This is a genomic window from Klebsiella oxytoca (assembly GCF_009707385.1).
Classification (GTDB): domain Bacteria; phylum Pseudomonadota; class Gammaproteobacteria; order Enterobacterales; family Enterobacteriaceae; genus Klebsiella; species Klebsiella oxytoca_C.
In genome coordinates this window covers 1914815-1931578 of the sequence record NZ_CP046115.1, presented here as the reverse complement: position 1 = coordinate 1931578, position 16764 = coordinate 1914815, and the positions used below count along the sequence as shown (strand labels likewise).

Below are 16764 nucleotides of genomic sequence, written 5' to 3'. Positions count from 1 at the left end.
AGAAGGGAAGCTAATCCGCGCGCCCGCGCGCCAGCCACAGCACGCGAGAGAACATTTTTTTCAATAGCGTCGGTATTGCGTCAACGCCGCGACGCCCGGCCTCCATCGCAACTTCAATCGCCAGATCCGGTTTGGACGAGCGGTGAATCGCTTTGGTAATCACCCGCCGCATGTTCATCGGAATATTCATCGGCAGCTGTGCGACCCGGTGATAAACGTCATCAAATCCCTGGCGATACATAAAATGCTCCATATCCATCGCCGGTAGCGTAGTCAGATGGTCACGCTCGAGCGTTTTATCGTCATTTAACAGCCCGCGAACGGTAGCGGCATACTTCTTCCCTGCTTCATCGCCATCTACCAGCACATGCCACTCAATCCCCATACGGCGCGCAAATTTAATCAGCGGTTTCAAACCCGACTGGGCAAACTCAATCACCTTCACGCCCTCTGCGTCAAAGTGGTGGCCGCACTGACGGGCCAGCTCATTGATAACCCAGGTTTCCGTTTCCCCTTCAACCAGTAACCAGCAGCGGGCAAACAGCGATGAAGCACGGTTAAAACGAATGTGAAAAGCGATGCGCCGACTGTCTTCCGCATTCATACCGCCAGGACCGAGCCTCCACGCAGATACCCGCGAAGATTCACGCACCAGGCGACAAACATGTTCAACGGGCGTCAACGACAGCAGTTCGCCCGAGTTGGTCGTCGTCACCCGCTGCAGCGGTAACAAATTGAGCAAATGCCACGCCACGGACAGCATAATCGGGTGCAGGCGAGTTTCCGGATCCTCAATCAACAATAGCGGACGCGCATCGCGATCGAGTCTTACCGTCCCTTTCGCCTGTAAAAGCGTTGAGAACAGCCCCAGTAAAATCACCCGATGGCTGCGACCGCCGGGTTTGTCGATCATCCTGTTGATGATATCCAGATAGCGCCAGCTGCGCTGTTCATCATGTGAATAGCGACGCATCAGACGATTACGCGATTGTGCGCTGCTCTGCTCGGCAAAATAGTGTTCCAGCAATTGCACCATTGCCGACAGCCCCTGGCGTATCTGGCCATCGGTTAAATTTTGCGGATGATGCATTAGTTCACGAGAGAGATAATCGAGCTGGCGGGCGGTAATCTCGATCTGCGGCGTATGCGGCACGGCGCCGTTATGGATCCGCCGCATAAAACGGGCGTCACGAAGCCGCAGAACCGGCATCAAGCGGACTAAGTGACGGGCCTGCTCATCAATATCATCAAGCTCCAGCGCCTCTCCTTCGCCATTGATAAAACTGCGCAGGGTCATCACGCTATCGTCATCGGTCAGCTCCCCTTCCAGGCGATAGAAAACCCGCTGATAGCCATCTTCGCAGGGAACCCAGCAGCTGCTCAGAGGGCGATAGCGGCGAACGCGATGGCGCCCGGGCTCATTTTCACGGAAGGTCAGAATAATATGCAGATGACGCTCTCGTCCCAGAACATCTCCAGGCGGAAACCAAAAATCTTCACGGACAAAACGATAGAGGTCGAGCTCCGGCGACAAGAGCAGCGTCAGGGCATCCAGCAGACTGGACTTACCCCAGGCATTTTCGCCAATCAGCACGTTATTTTGCTCCAGCGTCAACGATAAACGGTTGATGCCGCGAAAGCCTACAATTTCGACGCGCTCAAGATGCATATCCCCTCCGCTCGGTTTCTACTTTCTCCTTCAGTTATCAGCAGTATAGCGAGGTGCGCATGAACATGACACTCCAGGCTTATGGGAATCGTTATCAGCGGGGGATTTCAGGATGTGATTGGTCATATATCACTGACTTGAGAAAATAATTCATCATCGCAAGTAGTTATTTGAATCGCTTTTGTTCTACACTTTCAGAAATTGTCCATGGAAAAAAGGATACCATCGCATTGTTCTAAATCAAATTACATCAATTTATTTAACTAGTCCCGGGATGGTAATCGTCCATAGAATAACGATGCTTTATTTTATTCGTCATTCTTTGTGTCGATAAATAATGGCCAGCGCGAAAAATCGCGCTCGTTTACGTTTTTATTGAGGTGGTTATGTTTAGAAAATTAGCAGCAGAATGCTTTGGTACATTCTGGCTAGTGTTTGGTGGTTGCGGTAGCGCCGTTCTGGCTGCAGCATTTCCGGAACTGGGTATTGGCTTTGCCGGCGTCGCGTTAGCGTTCGGTTTAACCGTATTGACCATGGCATTTGCCGTTGGTCATATTTCCGGCGGACATTTTAATCCGGCGGTAACATTAGGCCTGTGGGCCGGTGGCCGTTTCCCGGCTAAAGATGTTATTGGTTATATTATCGCCCAGGTTGTAGGCGGTATCATTGCAGCCGCTATTTTGTATATCGTTGCCAGCGGTAAAGCAGGTTTCGACGCCGCGGCCAGCGGATTCGCTTCTAACGGCTACGGCGAACACTCTCCGGGCGGCTTCTCAATGCTTTCCGCAATTGTGATTGAGATTGTGCTGACCTGCGGTTTCCTGCTGGTGATTCACGGCGCTACGGATAAAAACGCACCAGCCGGTTTTGCCCCTATCGCTATTGGCCTGGCGCTAACGCTCATTCACCTGATCAGTATTCCGGTGACGAATACTTCGGTTAACCCGGCGCGTAGCACCGCGGTAGCAATCTTCCAGGGCGGCTGGGCGCTACAGCAGCTGTGGCTGTTCTGGGTGATGCCGATCGTCGGCGGTATTCTCGGCGGCGTGCTTTATCGTACCCTGCTGGAAAAACGTAACTAACTCCCCCTGTTTCTCTTCAGGCCCGGTTCTACCGGGCCTTTCTTTTTTTGATAGCTTTACTCAGTCCGGCTATTTGGGTAGTGTCATTGGCGCTATTTCCATTCTGCAAGGGCCATGTCTTTCATGTTTTCGGGACTATTAATCATTCTGCTGCCGTTGGTTGTAGGCTATCTTATTCCTCTTCGTCGGCCATCAGCCCTGAAACTCATCACGCGTCTTCTGAGCTGGATCGTCTACGTTATTCTCTTTTTTATGGGAATTAGCCTGGCCTTCCTCGATAATCTGGCCAGCAACCTTCTGGCGATCCTTCATTACGCGGCGGTCAGCGTAGTCATTATCCTGCTGTGCAATATTGCAGCGCTGATGTGGCTTGAGCAGAAAATGCCGTGGCAAAATAAACATCGCCAGGAAAAATTACCCTCCCGCCTGGCCATGGCCCTGGAATCCCTTCAGCTATGCGGCGTAGTGCTTATTGGTTTTCTTATTGGCCTGAGCGGCTTGTCCTTTTTACAACACGCTACCGAGGCCAGCGAATATACGCTGATTTTCCTTTTGTTCCTCATCGGTATTCAACTGCGTAATAATGGGATGACGCTGCGGCAAATCGTTCTTAATCGCCGCGGAATGATTGTCGCGGTCGTCGTAATGATTAGCTCATTGCTGGGCGGAGTGATTAATGCCTTTATTCTCGATCTGCCGATAAAAACCGGGCTGGCTATGGCCTCCGGGTTCGGCTGGTATTCTCTTTCCGGCATCCTGCTGACTGAATCCTATGGTCCAGTTATTGGTAGCGCCGCATTCTTTAACGATCTTGCCCGAGAGCTGCTGGCCATTATGCTTATTCCCGGCATGGTGAGCCGCAGTCGTTCAACGGCGCTGGGTATTTGCGGTGCGACCTCAATGGACTTTACGCTACCGGTACTGCAACGCTCAGGCGGCGTGGAGATCGTTCCGGCAGCTATCGTTCATGGCTTCATTCTGAGCCTGCTGGTGCCTATCCTGATGGCTGTTTTCTCCGCTTAATACCTCTCTGGCGGTAGTTCTCTGCCGCCAATTTTGCGCTAAATCAATCTCCCTTTAAGTTGTATAAGAAATACCTTTTCTCCTTACGCCCTCGGGCATAATCTTAAACATGTATATTAAATATAACTTTATAAAAGGTGTGACCATGTTTTGTGTGCAATGTGAACAAACCATCCGTACCCCGGCAGGAAACGGTTGCTCTTACGCACAGGGTATGTGCGGGAAAACAGCCGAAACATCCGATCTGCAGGATCTGCTAATTGCTGCTTTACAAGGACTCTCCGCATGGGCGCTTAAAGCCCGCGAATACGGCATCATCGACCATGGTGTTGATAGCTTCGCGCCGCGCGCTTTCTTCTCCACCCTGACCAACGTTAACTTCGACTCCCCGCGTATCGTTGGTTATGCGCGCCAGGCTATCGCCATGCGTGAAGCACTTAAAGCCCAGTGCCTGAGCATTGATGCCCACGCGACGGTTAACAATCCGATGGCCGTTCTGCAACTGGCCAGCGACGATCTGGGCGACCTGCAGCGTCAGGCGGCGGAATTCACGCCGAACAAAGACAAAGCAGCCATCGGCGAGAACATTCTCGGCCTGCGCCTGCTGTGCCTGTACGGCCTGAAAGGCGCTGCGGCTTATATGGAACACGCGCACGTTCTGGGCCAGTATGACAACGATATCTACGCCCAATATCACAAAATCATGGCGTGGCTCGGTACCTGGCCTTCCGATATGAATGCGCTGCTTGAGTGCTCAATGGAAATCGGTCAGATGAACTTCAAGGTGATGAGTATCCTCGATGCCGGTGAGACCAGCAAATATGGCCATCCAACGCCGACTCAGGTCAACGTCAAAGCGACCGAAGGTAAATGCATCCTGATTTCCGGCCATGATCTGAAAGATCTGTACAACCTGCTGGAGCAGACCGAAGGCACCGGCGTTAACGTCTACACCCACGGTGAAATGTTGCCGGCGCACGGCTACCCGGAGCTACGTAAATTCAAACATCTGATCGGCAACTACGGCAGCGGCTGGCAAAACCAGCAGGTTGAGTTCGCTCGCTTCCCGGGTCCAATTGTGATGACCTCCAACTGCATTATCGACCCGACCGTAGGCGCCTACGACGATCGCATCTGGACCCGTAGTATCGTCGGCTGGCCGGGCGTTAATCACCTGGAAGGCGAAGATTTCGCACCGGTTATCGCCCAGGCGCAGCAGATGGCTGGTTTCCCGTACAGCGAGATCCCGCACCTCATCACCGTTGGCTTCGGCCGCCAAACACTGTTGGGTGCAGCTGACACTCTTATCGACCTGGTGAGCCGGGAAAAACTGCGCCATATCTTCCTGGTTGGCGGCTGCGACGGGGCGCGCGGCGAGCGTAACTACTTCACCGATTTCGCCACCAGCGTACCTGACGACTGTCTGATCCTGACCCTGGCCTGCGGTAAATACCGTTTCAACAAACTGGATTTCGGCGATATCGAAGGGCTACCGCGCCTGGTCGATGCCGGCCAGTGCAACGACGCTTACTCGGCGATTATCCTGGCGGTCACTCTGGCGGAAAAACTAGGCTGCGGCGTCAACGATCTGCCGCTGTCGCTGGTACTTTCCTGGTTCGAACAGAAAGCAATCGTGATTCTGCTGACCCTGCTCTCACTGGGCGTAAAAAACATCGTCACCGGCCCGACTGCGCCAGGCTTCTTCACTCCTGACCTGCTGGCCGTGCTCAACGAGAAATTTGGCCTGCGTTCGGTGACCACCGTAGAAGAAGATATGAAACAGCTGCTGAGCGCATAAGGAGCCATCATGACTATGCCAACCGCACAATGTCCGTGGCGGATGCAGGTTCATCACATCCACCAGGAAACACCGGATGTGTGGACGATTTCGTTGCTCTGCCACGACTATTATCCGTACCGTGCCGGACAGTATGCGCTGGTGAGCGTGCGCAATTCGGCAGAGACTCTGCGCGCTTACACCATTTCGTCCACACCGGGCGTCAGCGAATACATTACGTTGACCGTTCGCCGTATTGACGATGGCGTGGGTTCACAGTGGCTTACCCGCGACATTAAGCGCGGCGATTATATCTGGCTATCCGACGCAATGGGGGATTTCACCTGTGATGATAAGGCGGACGATAAATTCCTGCTGCTGGCCGCCGGCTGTGGCGTCACGCCAATCATGTCGATGCGCCGCTGGTTGGCCAGGTACCGCCCGCAGGCCGATGTGCAGGTGATCTTTAACGTTCGCTCTCCCCTGGACGTCATTTTCGCTGATGAGTGGCGTCAATATCCGGTGACGCTGGTGGCGGAAAACAACGCCACCCACGGTTTTGTCGCAGGACGTTTAACCACTGAGCTGCTGCAAAGCGTGCCGGATCTGGCAGCGCGTACCGTGATGACCTGCGGTCCGGCGCCGTATATGGATTTGGTCGAGCAGGACGTCAAAGCGCTTGGCGCGACGCGCTTCTTTAAAGAGCAGTTCTTTACGCCGGTGGCCATTGCGGCCACCGGTGGCCTGAAGTTCAGCAAACTGCAGCCGGCAAAAGAGTTTTATGCGCCGGTGGGCTCCACGCTGCTCGAAGCGCTGGAAAGCAACAAGGTGCCGGTTACCGCCGCCTGTCGCGCAGGCGTCTGCGGCTGCTGTAAAACCAAAGTGGTTTCGGGGGAATATACCGTCAGCAGTACCATGACGTTAACCGATGCGGAAATTGCTGAAGGTTACGTGCTGGCCTGCTCCTGCCAGCCGCAGGGAGATTTGATTCTCGCTTAATTATTCCGCATGACCTCTGCTACCCGGTAAACAGTCGGGTAGCATTTTCCTTTCCAGAGCTCGGCCGCCAACGCGGAGTGAAACGTTATGGGCCGGGTAAGTCCAGGCCGACATCCGGCAAAAACAGAGGCATAAGGTCTACAACGACTTTGTTATCGTTTTAAACTGTCTGTTCGGCAATGAACATGAAGCCGGCTTAGACGCTTGTCTGTTAACTTTTCTAAGCTGCCTGTACGGCAGTGAACAAACGCTCCATCCCCTGGTCGCGTTCGTTTTTTTTCTAAGCTGCCTGTACGGCAGTGAACGTGAAGTGTCCCGCAATCTGACTGAGCAGATCTTTCTAAGCTGCCTGTACGGCAGTGAACTCCAGCCAGGCACACCTACCTTATTGTTTAATAATGCAATAATCAATAAAAAACCGTTTTACCCTTTTTTCAAAACCAGCCAATAAACATTAATAAATCAATGCGTTAAAAAAGCACTCAGAAAAAGGGTAGGAGAAACGAGCACCTACCTCCCGGTAAACAGAATGCGGCCATGATGAGGAAGAAAACCCTGGCGCGTTTACCGCCAGGCTGAGTTTCCGCCAATGGAATAGCGCCCTGCATCGAGGAAGGCAATCGCCAGCGCGCCAATAAAGAAATAGGCCAGATTCTCAATCGCCCAGGCCCCCACCGCATCCAGCGCGAACGTTTTGCCTGTCCCCACCATCAGCCAGGCCACAACCATCGTAAACGCCAGCACCAGCGCTGCCGGACGGGTCAGAATCCCTACAATCAACAGACAAGGGGCAACAACCTCACCCACCAGCACGCCATAAGCGATAAAGCCCGGCAATCCTTTTGCTATCAGCATATTGCTGATGGCTCCTGTGCCATCAAATAACTTATGCAAGCCGTGAAACAACATCAGTCCGCCAACAGCAAGTCGTAACAAAAATTTGCCGAAATCGTCATGAGTCAGTAGTTTATTTATAGTATTTAACAGCGATTTAACCATTTGAAATGATTCCTGTTTACCACTTTGGTGAGCGCAGATTATGCAGAGTTTTTGATAAATAAAACCAGCAAAAAATGAGGGGCAAACGGCGGGCGTAACGGTCATTTTCATCTAAGCTTGTAAGCGTTATCACTAAAGGAGATGGAAAACCATGAAACAGACCGTGGCGGCATACATTGCTAAAACTCTTGAACAAGCTGGCGTAAAACGCATTTGGGGCGTCACCGGGGATTCTCTCAACGGCTTAAGCGACAGCCTGAACCGCATGGGAACGATAGACTGGATGCCTACGCGCCATGAAGAAGTTGCCGCCTTCGCCGCCGGAGCGGAAGCCCAGCTCACCGGCGAGCTGGCGGTATGCGCAGGTTCCTGCGGGCCGGGCAACCTGCACCTGATCAACGGTCTTTTCGACTGTCACCGCAATCATGTTCCGGTTCTGGCCATTGCTGCTCATATTCCCTCCAGCGAAATCGGCAGCGGCTATTTTCAGGAAACGCATCCTCAGGAGTTGTTCCGCGAATGCAGCCACTACTGCGAGCTGGTCTCATCCCCGGAACAAATTCCGCAGGTCCTGGCCATTGCGATGCGCAAAGCGGTAATTAACCGCGGCGTCTCAGTAGTCGTCCTCCCTGGCGACGTCGCGCTAAAAGCCGCGCCAGAGAGCGCCAGCAGCCACTGGTATCACGCGCCGCTGCCGCTGGTCACTCCGCCGGAAGAAGAGCTTAAAAAGCTGGCCCAGCTGCTGCGCTACTCAAGCAATATCGCCCTGATGTGCGGCAGCGGCTGCGCCGGAGCCCATAAAGAGCTGGTGGAGTTCGCCGCAAAGCTCAAGGCGCCTGTCGTCCACGCCCTGCGTGGTAAAGAGCACGTCGAATACGACAACCCTTATGACGTCGGCATGACCGGACTGATTGGTTTCTCTTCCGGCTTCCATACCATGATGAACGCCGACACTCTGGTACTGCTCGGCACTCAGTTCCCCTATCGCGCCTTCTATCCGACGGATGCGAAAATCATTCAGATCGATATCAACCCGGGCAGTATCGGCGCGCACAGTAAAGTAGACATGGCGCTGGTGGGCGACATCAAATCCACTCTCAGCGCGCTGCTGCCACATCTGGAAGAGAAAACCGACCGCAAATTTCTCGATACAGCGCTGGAGCACTATCGCGACGCGCGTAAAGGGCTGGACGATCTGGCGAAGCCCAGCGACAAAACCATTCATCCTCAGTATCTGGCGCAGCGGATCAGCCATTTTGCCGACGACGATGCCATTTTCACCTGCGATGTTGGTACGCCAACCGTGTGGGCCGCGCGCTATCTGCAGATGAACGGCAAACGTCGTCTGCTTGGGTCGTTCAACCACGGGTCAATGGCTAACGCTATGCCGCAGGCTATCGGCGCGAAAGCGACCGCCCCCAATCGCCAGGTGGTAGCAATGTGCGGCGACGGCGGCTTCAGCATGCTGATGGGGGATTTTCTCTCGCTGGCTCAGATGAAGCTGCCGGTAAAAATCGTCATCTTTAATAACAGCGTTCTCGGCTTCGTTGCCATGGAAATGAAAGCCGGCGGTTATCTGACCGACGGCACCGAACTGCACGATACGAATTTTGCCCGCATCGCCGAAGCCTGCGGTATCAAGGGTATTCGTGTAGAAAGTGCGGCAGAGGTCGACGAAGCGTTGCAAACCGCCTTCAGTACCGATGGTCCGGTATTGGTGGATGTCGTTGTCGCTAAAGAAGAGCTGGCGATCCCGCCGCAGATCAAACTGGAACAGGCCAAAGGTTTCAGCCTCTATATGCTGCGCGCGATTATCAGCGGCCGCGGCGACGAGGTTATCGAACTGGCGAAAACTAACTGGCTGAGGTAAAAATATCCTTTTCAATTCATACACAAAATAATTCGTGTTACATCCAAAGCGGCAAGCCCGAAAACTCCCGGGAGCATAGCTAACTATGCGATCGGGGTTTGAGGGCGCAGCCAACGCAGAGGCAGCGCGAAGGATGAAGTGGATAAGGATATGACATGATAGATTTACGCAGTGATACCGTTACCCGTCCTGGCCGCGCCATGCTGGAAGCAATGATGGCCGCCCCGGTCGGGGATGACGTGTATGGCGATGACCCGACCGTAAACCAGCTCCAGCGTTTTGCCGCCGAACTTGCCGGCAAAGAGGCTGCAATCTTTCTGCCAACCGGTACCCAGGCCAATCTGGTCGCTTTGCTCAGCCACTGCCAGCGCGGCGAAGAGTATATCGTCGGCCAGGGCGCGCATAATTATCTCTACGAAGCAGGCGGCGCGGCGGTGCTCGGCAGCATCCAGCCGCAGCCGATTGATGCCGCTGCGGACGGCTCTCTGCCGCTGGATAAAGTCGCGGCCAAAATCAAACCGAACGATATCCATTTCGCTCCAACCCGGCTGCTGTCTCTGGAAAATACCCATAACGGCAAGGTGCTGCCGCGCGAATATCTGCAAGAGGCCTGGGAGTTTACCCGCCAGCGCGGCCTCGGGCTGCACGTTGACGGTGCCCGCATTTTTAACGCCCTCGTGGAATACGGCTGCGAGCTGCGCGACATCACCCGATACTGTGATTCACTCACCATCTGCCTGTCAAAAGGGCTCGGCGCGCCGGTAGGCTCGCTGCTGGTGGGGAGCGAAGAGTATATTCGCCACGCCATCCGCTGGCGGAAAATGGTCGGCGGCGGGATGCGTCAGGCCGGGATCCTCGCAGCAGCAGGAATTTATGCCTTACAGAACAATATCGAGCGTTTAAAAGAGGATCACGATAACGCCGCGTGGATGGCAGAGCAGCTGCGCGCCGCCGGTGCGGAAGTGACCCGTCATGATACCAATATGCTGTTCGTCCGCGTTGGCGAAGAGCACGCCGCGCTGGGCGAGTATCTGCGTGAACGAGGCGTGCTAATCAGCGCTTCGCCCATTGTGCGCCTGGTAACGCATATTGACGTCAATCGTCAGCAGCTCGCCGAGGTGGTTAATCACTGGCGGGCATTTTTAAACCGTTAAGGAGAACAGCGTGTCGCAACGAATTCTGGTACTGGGCGCCAGCGGCTATATTGGCCAGCATCTGGTGAAAAGGCTCAGCGAGCAGGGATTCACCGTGCTGGCTGCGGCACGCCGGATAGACAGGCTTAAAAAACAAAATCTTCCCGGCGTTGAGTGCCGCTCGCTGGATTTAAATCATCCGGACGGGTTGACCGCCCTGCTGGCGCAGGCTGACACCGTTTACTACCTGGTACACGGGATGGGCGAAGGCGGCGATTTTATCCAGCACGAGCGCCAGGTTGCCCTGAACGTGCGCGACGCCCTGCGCAAAACGCCGGTGAGTGAAGTCATTTTCCTCAGTTCCTTACAGGTTTCGGAACAGGAGCAATCCGACCACCTGCGCGCCCGCCAGATCACCGCCGACCTGCTGCGCGAATCAGGCGTTCCGGTAACGGAAATTCGCGCCGGCATCATCGTCGGCGCGGGTTCCGCCGCGTTCGAAGTGATGCGCGATATGGTCTACAACCTGCCGGTACTGACGCCGCCGCGCTGGGTGCGCTCGCGCACCACGCCCATTGCGCTGGAAAACTTGCTCTATTATCTGCTGCAGTTGCTTAATCATCCCTCCCGAGAGCACCGAATCTTTGAAGCCGCCGGGCCGGAAGTTTTAAGCTATCAGCAGCAGTTTATCCGCTTTATGGCGGTCAGCGGCAAACGACGCCCGCTGATCCCTGTCCCCTTACCCACCAGCTGGATTTCAGTATGGTTTCTCAATGTCATTACCTCCGTGCCGCCCACCACGGCCAAAGCGCTGATCCAGGGGCTCAAGCACGATCTGATCGCCGACGATCGCGCCCTGCGCGCCTTAATTCCGCAACCGCTGATCGCTTTTGATGAAGCGGTGCGCAGCACGCTAAAAGAAGAAGAACAGCTGGTGAACTCCAGCGACTGGGGCTACGACGCGCAGGCTTTCGCCCGCTGGCGGCCCGAGTACGGCTACTACCCGAAACAGGCGGGCTGTACCGTTAATACTTGCGCCAGCCTGGCCGCGCTGTGGAAGGTAGTGAATCAAATTGGCGGCAAAGAGGGCTATTTTTTCGGCAACGTTCTGTGGAAGACTCGCGGGGCGATGGACCTGTTGGTGGGCCATCGGCTGGCAAAAGGTCGTCCGGAAAAAGAGTATCTGCAAACCGGTGATACGGTGGACAGCTGGAAGGTGATTATCGTCGAAACGGAAAAGCAGCTGACCCTGTTATTCGGTATGAAAGCCCCGGGCCTGGGCCGCCTGAGCTTTACCCTGCGCAATAAAGGCGACCATCGCGAGCTGGACGTTCGGGCCTGGTGGCACCCGCACGGTATGCCCGGTCTCTTTTACTGGCTGCTGATGATCCCGGCGCATCTGTTTATATTTCGCGGCATGGCGCGACGCATAGCTCGCCTGGCGGAGCAAATCACCAGCAAATAAGATATACGTACAGAATTCTTTCATGATTCTCATTGCATCGTAGTCAGAATCACGGAAAAATGCGCACGAAATTCTTTTGTGGGACAGTGGATCGATATGAAGGTACTGGTTACCGGTGCGACCAGCGGATTAGGCCGCAACGCGGTGGAATATCTGCGTAACAGGGGCATCAGCGTCAGAGCGACCGGGCGTAATGAAGCCATGGGCAAGCTTCTGAGCAAAATGGGTGCCGAGTTCGTCCCAGCGGACTTAACCGAGCTGGTCTCCTCGCAGGCCAAAGTGATGCTCGCCGGTATCGATACCCTGTGGCACTGTTCCAGCTTTACCTCCCCGTGGGGCACCCAACAGGCTTTTGATTTAGCAAACGTCCGCGCAACCCGTCGCCTCGGCGAATGGGCGGTGGCCTGGGGCGTGCGCAACTTCGTGCATATCTCCTCGCCATCGCTCTATTTTGATTATCACCATCATCGCGATATTCAGGAAGATTTTCGTCCGCAGCGCTTCGCTAACGAGTTCGCCCGCAGCAAAGCGGCGAGCGAAGACGTAATCAATTTGCTGGCGCAGGCCAACCCGAATACCCGATTTACCATTCTGCGTCCGCAAAGTCTGTTTGGCCCACATGATAAAGTGTTTATCCCGCGCCTGGCGCAGATGATGCAGCACTACGGCAGCGTTCTGTTACCACGCGGCGGCAGCGCGCTGGTGGACATGACCTACTATGAAAATGCGGTACACGCGATGTGGCTCGCCAGCCAGGCCCACTGCGACCTTCTGCCCTCGGCCCGCGCCTACAACATCACAAACGGCGAGCCGCAAACCCTGCACAGTATCGTACAGAAACTCATCGATGAGCTGGGGATTAAGTGCCGCATCCGTTCGGTACCTTATCCAATGCTGGATATCATCGCCCGCAGCATGGAGCGCTTTGGCAATAAGTCAGCTAAAGAGCCCGCCTTCACCCACTACGGCGTCTCCAAGCTGAACTTTGATTTTACCCTTGATATCTCCCGCGCTCAGCAGGAGTTAAGCTATCAGCCGGTAGTCACGATGGATGAAGGCATTATCCGTACCGCCGCGTGGTTGAGAGACCACGGTAAGCTGCACTACTAGCCCCGACCGTACTTTTCCAGCAGCGCTTCAGCAATCGCCAGGGTTTGCGCATCGGCAACGCCGTCCCAGCGTTCGGGGCGGAAGTGCATCTGGAAAGCCATAATCACCCGCTTTTGCTGAGCCGGAGTCATTTCCGGCGTCACCTGATAGCCGTAGCGCGCGAGCACGTCCAGCAGCCCGGCGGTTTCAACCGGCTCGAATGAAGGCCGCCCCTGCAGATAAAACGCCACGCGCTGTGCGTCCGGCCATGCGCCTATCCCCTGCTCCGCCAGCCTGCGCCACGGAAACAACGGCCCCGGATCGTCTTTACGCTGTGGGGCAATATCAGCATGAGCGACCACGTTCTGCGGCGCAATATGGTAGCGGGCGATAATATCTTTCGCCAGGGGGATCAGAGCGTCGATTTGCGCCGGATTAAACGGCGTGAAGCTTTTTATCCCCGCCGTTTTTTGCCAGCCGCGATTCTCCAGCTCGATACCAATCGAAGTATCGTTAATGCGCGTACTACCGCGCCAGAAGCTGACGCCCGCATGCCAGGCCAATTCCTCTTCCGGCACCAGCTGCCAGATCCGCGGTTTGCCTTTGTGCAGCGGCGGTTTCTCCGGGATCAGGTAGTGAGAGCTCACCTGATTATCCGTCAGCGTCGCCAGCGAAACGTCGAAATCATCGGCGGTGTAGTGAATGACCAGCACTTTGATGCGCGGATAGGCCGCCTGCGCCGGATGGCGCGTATCCAGCTGATAGCCATCGCGATCGACAATCCCTTTCTCCGTGGCGCAGCCCGTCAGCAGCAGCCCCAGCAGAACACCTGCCCGACAAACTTTCATCGCTGGGTCTTCACCGCGGTACCGCTGACGCTCACCATCAGCATGCTGCTATCTTTACCAACGGTTTCGTAGTCAATATCAATCCCCACGACCGCGTTAGCGCCCAGCGCTTTCGCCTGTTCGCTTAGTTCTGCAAAAGCAATTTCACGGGCTTTACGCAGCTCTTTTTCATAGGCGCCGGAACGGCCGCCAACGATATCGCGAATGCTGGCGAAAAAATCGCGGAATACGTTGGCGCCGAGAATCGCTTCCCCGGTGACGACCCCGCAATACTCAACGATCGGCTGACCTTCGAGGGTCGGAGTGGTGGAAAATTGCATGGTGAAACTCCTTCTTTAACGTTCAATGCGTTAGCTCTGAGGGTCAAGCACAATCCCTATCTGATACACTATGCTTGAAAAGATATTTTAACGTAGTGAGCTTATAAGGAAATCATCATGCGCTACAAAGTTCTTGCATTAGTCCTCCCCTGCGCGCTGGCGCTCAGCGCCTGTACTACCGTCACGCCTGCCTACAAAGATAACGGCACCCGTAGCGGCCCCTGCATCGAAGGTGGCCCGGATGACGTGGCGCAGAAGTTTTATGACTACCAGGTGCAGAATCGCAACAGCGATTTAACGGCGCTGCGTCCATACCTGAGCGACGGTCTGGCAAAACTGCTGAACGACGCGCGTCAGGACACGTCTAACCACGCCCTGCTGCAGTCTAATCTGTTCTCCAGCAGCACCACGCCAGCGGACAGCGCCGATGTCGCCAGCGCCTCCACCATTCCTAACCGCGATGCGCGCAATATTCCGCTGCGCGTTGAGCTGAAACAGGGCACCCAAAGCTGGAAGGATGAAGTACTGATGATTCAGGAAGGCCAGTGCTGGGCCGTGGATGACGTGCGCTACCTCGGCAACAACTCCCATGCGCCGGCGGGAACCCTGCGTCAAAGTCTTGAAAAACGCTAACCTGCCGATGGCTCCTGGCAAACAATAGCCTGAATAATTCAGGCTGCAGGCAGGCGGCAACTTCGCGACAAATCAGTGTGGAACAGATTTGAACGCCGTATCCCGGCGGCCCGTAAGGGCGAGGCTCATGGATGAGCCGAGTCACAAAGTCAACGCATCTGCCGCTAGAATTATGGCGGGTATAACCCGGTAAAATGTCGGTATTTACTCAGGTACTGCCGACATTTACTCCCCCCGCCCTCACGAAGCCATATTTTGTGCTAACTTTAAATGTAAACGTGGTTTACATTTAACTTTTAACGCATAAATATTGCATAACTATTCTGCCAAAGGTACTATTTGCGGCCTCAATTGCTATTTGTATCAGACTGCCCAGATGAGCATTAAATTAAACGGCATTAATTGCTTCTACGGCGCGCACCAGGCGCTGTTCGACATCACGCTGGAGTGCCCGCAGGGGGAAACGCTGGTGCTGCTCGGCCCAAGCGGTGCCGGTAAAAGCTCGCTGCTGCGCGTACTCAACCTGCTGGAGATGCCGCGTTCCGGTACGCTGTACATCGCCGGAAACCATTTCGACTTTACCAAAGCGCCTTCTGACAAAGCTATTCGCGAACTGCGCCAGAACGTAGGTATGGTTTTTCAACAGTACAATCTGTGGCCGCATCTGACCGTGCAGCAAAATCTGATTGAAGCTCCCTGCCGCGTGCTCGGTTTAAGCAAAGATCAGGCTTTAGCGCGCGCTGAAAAGCTGCTCGAACGTCTGCGTCTGAAACCATACAGCGATCGCTACCCGCTGCATCTTTCCGGCGGTCAGCAGCAGCGCGTCGCCATTGCCCGCGCCCTGATGATGGAACCGCAGGTTCTGCTGTTTGATGAACCGACGGCGGCGCTGGATCCAGAAATCACCGCCCAGATCGTCAGCATTATCCGCGAACTGGCTGAAACCGGCATTACGCAGGTTATCGTCACCCACGAAGTGGAAGTGGCGCGTAAAACGGCCAGCCGCGTGGTGTATATGGAAAATGGCCATATCGTTGAACAAGGTGATGCCAGCTGCTTTGTGCATCCACAGACCGACGCGTTTAAAAACTATCTTTCACATTGATGTTTTCGGGGAAATGACGATGAAAAAAGTACTGATTGCCGCTCTTCTTGCGGGCATGAGCCTCTCCGCTACCGCTGCCCAGACCATTCGTTTCGCCACCGAGGCCTCTTATCCTCCGTTTGAATCGATCGATGCCAATAACAAAATTGTCGGCTTTGACGTCGATCTGGCGAATGCCCTGTGTAAAGAGATTGATGCGACCTGCACCTTTACCAACCAGGCCTTCGATAGCCTGATCCCCAGCCTGAAGTTCCGTCGTTTCGACGCGGTCATGGCCGGGATGGATATCACCCCTGAGCGTGAGAAGCAGGTGCTGTTCACCACCCCATACTACGAAAACTCCGCGTTATTCGTTGGTCAGGAAGGTAAATTCACCAGTATTGATGCGCTGAAAGGCAAAAAGGTCGGCGTACAGAACGGGACGACCCACCAGAAATTCATCACCGATAAACATCCGGAAATCACTACCGTTCCTTACGACAGCTACCAGAATGCGAAGCTGGATCTGCAGAACGGCCGTATTGACGCCGTATTTGGCGATACCGCCGTGGTGACCGAATGGCTGAAGAGCAATCCGAAGCTGGCCGCAGTAGGTGACAAAGTCACCGATAAAGACTACTTCGGCACCGGTCTCGGCATTGCGTTACGCCAGGGTAATACTGAACTGCAGCAGAAATTTAACGCCGCGCTGGAAAAAGTGAAGAGCGATGGGACTTACCAGTCTATCTATAACAAATGGTTCCAGAAGTAAC

The 16764-nt window shown here is 54.8% G+C and carries 15 protein-coding genes; 11 read left to right on the top strand and 4 right to left on the bottom strand.

Going from position 1 to position 16764, the window contains the following annotated elements:
* Positions 1-10 precede the first annotated feature (10 nt).
* On the bottom strand, positions 11-1669 hold the full coding sequence (locus GJ746_RS08945) for an ATP-dependent endonuclease (protein ID WP_154679880.1): 1659 nt from the start codon (positions 1667-1669) through the stop codon (positions 11-13).
* A gap of 386 nt (positions 1670-2055) precedes the next feature.
* Here GJ746_RS08945 and aqpZ point away from each other — a divergent pair, with 386 nt between their 5' ends.
* The 4 genes from aqpZ to hcr all read left to right on the top strand — a co-directional run bounded on the left by aqpZ (position 2056) and on the right by hcr (position 6550).
* Complete coding sequence (gene aqpZ / locus GJ746_RS08940; RefSeq protein WP_154679879.1) at positions 2056-2751, top strand: aquaporin Z; 696 nt, start codon at positions 2056-2058, stop codon at positions 2749-2751.
* A 123-nt stretch (positions 2752-2874) separates the two neighbouring features.
* A complete protein-coding gene (locus GJ746_RS08935) occupies positions 2875-3774 on the top strand; it encodes a lysine exporter LysO family protein (RefSeq protein ID WP_154682674.1) in 900 nt (299 codons plus the stop codon).
* A gap of 145 nt (positions 3775-3919) precedes the next feature.
* Positions 3920-5572: a hydroxylamine reductase gene (gene hcp / locus GJ746_RS08930; protein WP_154679878.1), complete on the top strand. Its 1653-nt coding sequence runs from the start codon at positions 3920-3922 to the stop codon at positions 5570-5572.
* A 9-nt stretch (positions 5573-5581) separates the two neighbouring features.
* The gene (gene hcr / locus GJ746_RS08925) at positions 5582-6550 is read left to right on the top strand and encodes an NADH oxidoreductase (RefSeq protein ID WP_154679877.1); all 969 of its coding nucleotides are present in this window, start codon (positions 5582-5584) and stop codon (positions 6548-6550) included.
* A 564-nt stretch (positions 6551-7114) separates the two neighbouring features.
* Here hcr and GJ746_RS08920 read toward each other — a convergent pair.
* Positions 7115-7549: a DoxX family protein gene (locus GJ746_RS08920; protein WP_154679876.1), complete on the bottom strand. Its 435-nt coding sequence runs from the start codon at positions 7547-7549 to the stop codon at positions 7115-7117.
* Between the two features lie 151 nt (positions 7550-7700).
* On the opposite strand from GJ746_RS08920, the gene poxB reads away from it, so the two are divergent.
* The 4 genes from poxB to GJ746_RS08900 all read left to right on the top strand — a co-directional run bounded on the left by poxB (position 7701) and on the right by GJ746_RS08900 (position 13127).
* Positions 7701-9419: a ubiquinone-dependent pyruvate dehydrogenase gene (gene poxB, locus GJ746_RS08915; protein WP_154679875.1), complete on the top strand. Its 1719-nt coding sequence runs from the start codon at positions 7701-7703 to the stop codon at positions 9417-9419.
* Between the two features lie 155 nt (positions 9420-9574).
* On the top strand, positions 9575-10573 hold the full coding sequence (ltaE, locus tag GJ746_RS08910) for a low-specificity L-threonine aldolase (protein ID WP_154679874.1): 999 nt from the start codon (positions 9575-9577) through the stop codon (positions 10571-10573).
* Positions 10574-10583: 10 nt separating this feature from the next.
* Complete coding sequence (locus tag GJ746_RS08905; RefSeq protein ID WP_154679873.1) at positions 10584-12017, top strand: DUF2867 domain-containing protein; 1434 nt, start codon at positions 10584-10586, stop codon at positions 12015-12017.
* A 96-nt stretch (positions 12018-12113) separates the two neighbouring features.
* Positions 12114-13127, top strand: coding sequence for an NAD-dependent epimerase/dehydratase family protein (locus GJ746_RS08900; protein ID WP_154679872.1), 1014 nt, complete (start codon positions 12114-12116; stop codon positions 13125-13127).
* Here the strand turns inward: GJ746_RS08900 and GJ746_RS08895 are convergent.
* Positions 13124-13954: an N-acetylmuramoyl-L-alanine amidase gene (locus GJ746_RS08895; RefSeq protein WP_154679871.1), complete on the bottom strand. Its 831-nt coding sequence runs from the start codon at positions 13952-13954 to the stop codon at positions 13124-13126. The genes GJ746_RS08900 and GJ746_RS08895 overlap by 4 nt on opposite strands.
* Entirely contained in the window at positions 13951-14274 is a 324-nt protein-coding gene (locus GJ746_RS08890; RefSeq protein WP_154679870.1) for a heavy metal-binding domain-containing protein, read from the bottom strand. Before GJ746_RS08890 ends, GJ746_RS08895 begins: the two co-directional genes overlap by 4 nt.
* 117 nt (positions 14275-14391) lie before the next feature.
* On the opposite strand from GJ746_RS08890, the gene GJ746_RS08885 reads away from it, so the two are divergent.
* The 3 genes from GJ746_RS08885 (at position 14392) to artI (ending at position 16763) form a co-directional block, all read left to right on the top strand.
* Positions 14392-14907 carry a lipoprotein gene (locus GJ746_RS08885; RefSeq protein WP_154679869.1) on the top strand — a complete coding sequence of 172 codons (516 nt, stop codon included), beginning with the start codon at positions 14392-14394 and terminating at the stop codon, positions 14905-14907.
* Between the two features lie 376 nt (positions 14908-15283).
* Positions 15284-16012, top strand: a complete 729-nt coding sequence (gene artP / locus GJ746_RS08880) for an arginine ABC transporter ATP-binding protein ArtP (protein WP_154679868.1) — start codon at positions 15284-15286, stop codon at positions 16010-16012.
* Positions 16013-16031: 19 nt separating this feature from the next.
* Positions 16032-16763 (top strand): arginine ABC transporter substrate-binding protein ArtI, encoded by a 732-nt coding sequence (gene artI, locus GJ746_RS08875; protein WP_154679867.1) that lies wholly within the window; start codon positions 16032-16034, stop codon positions 16761-16763.
* Position 16764: the final 1 nt, after the last annotated feature.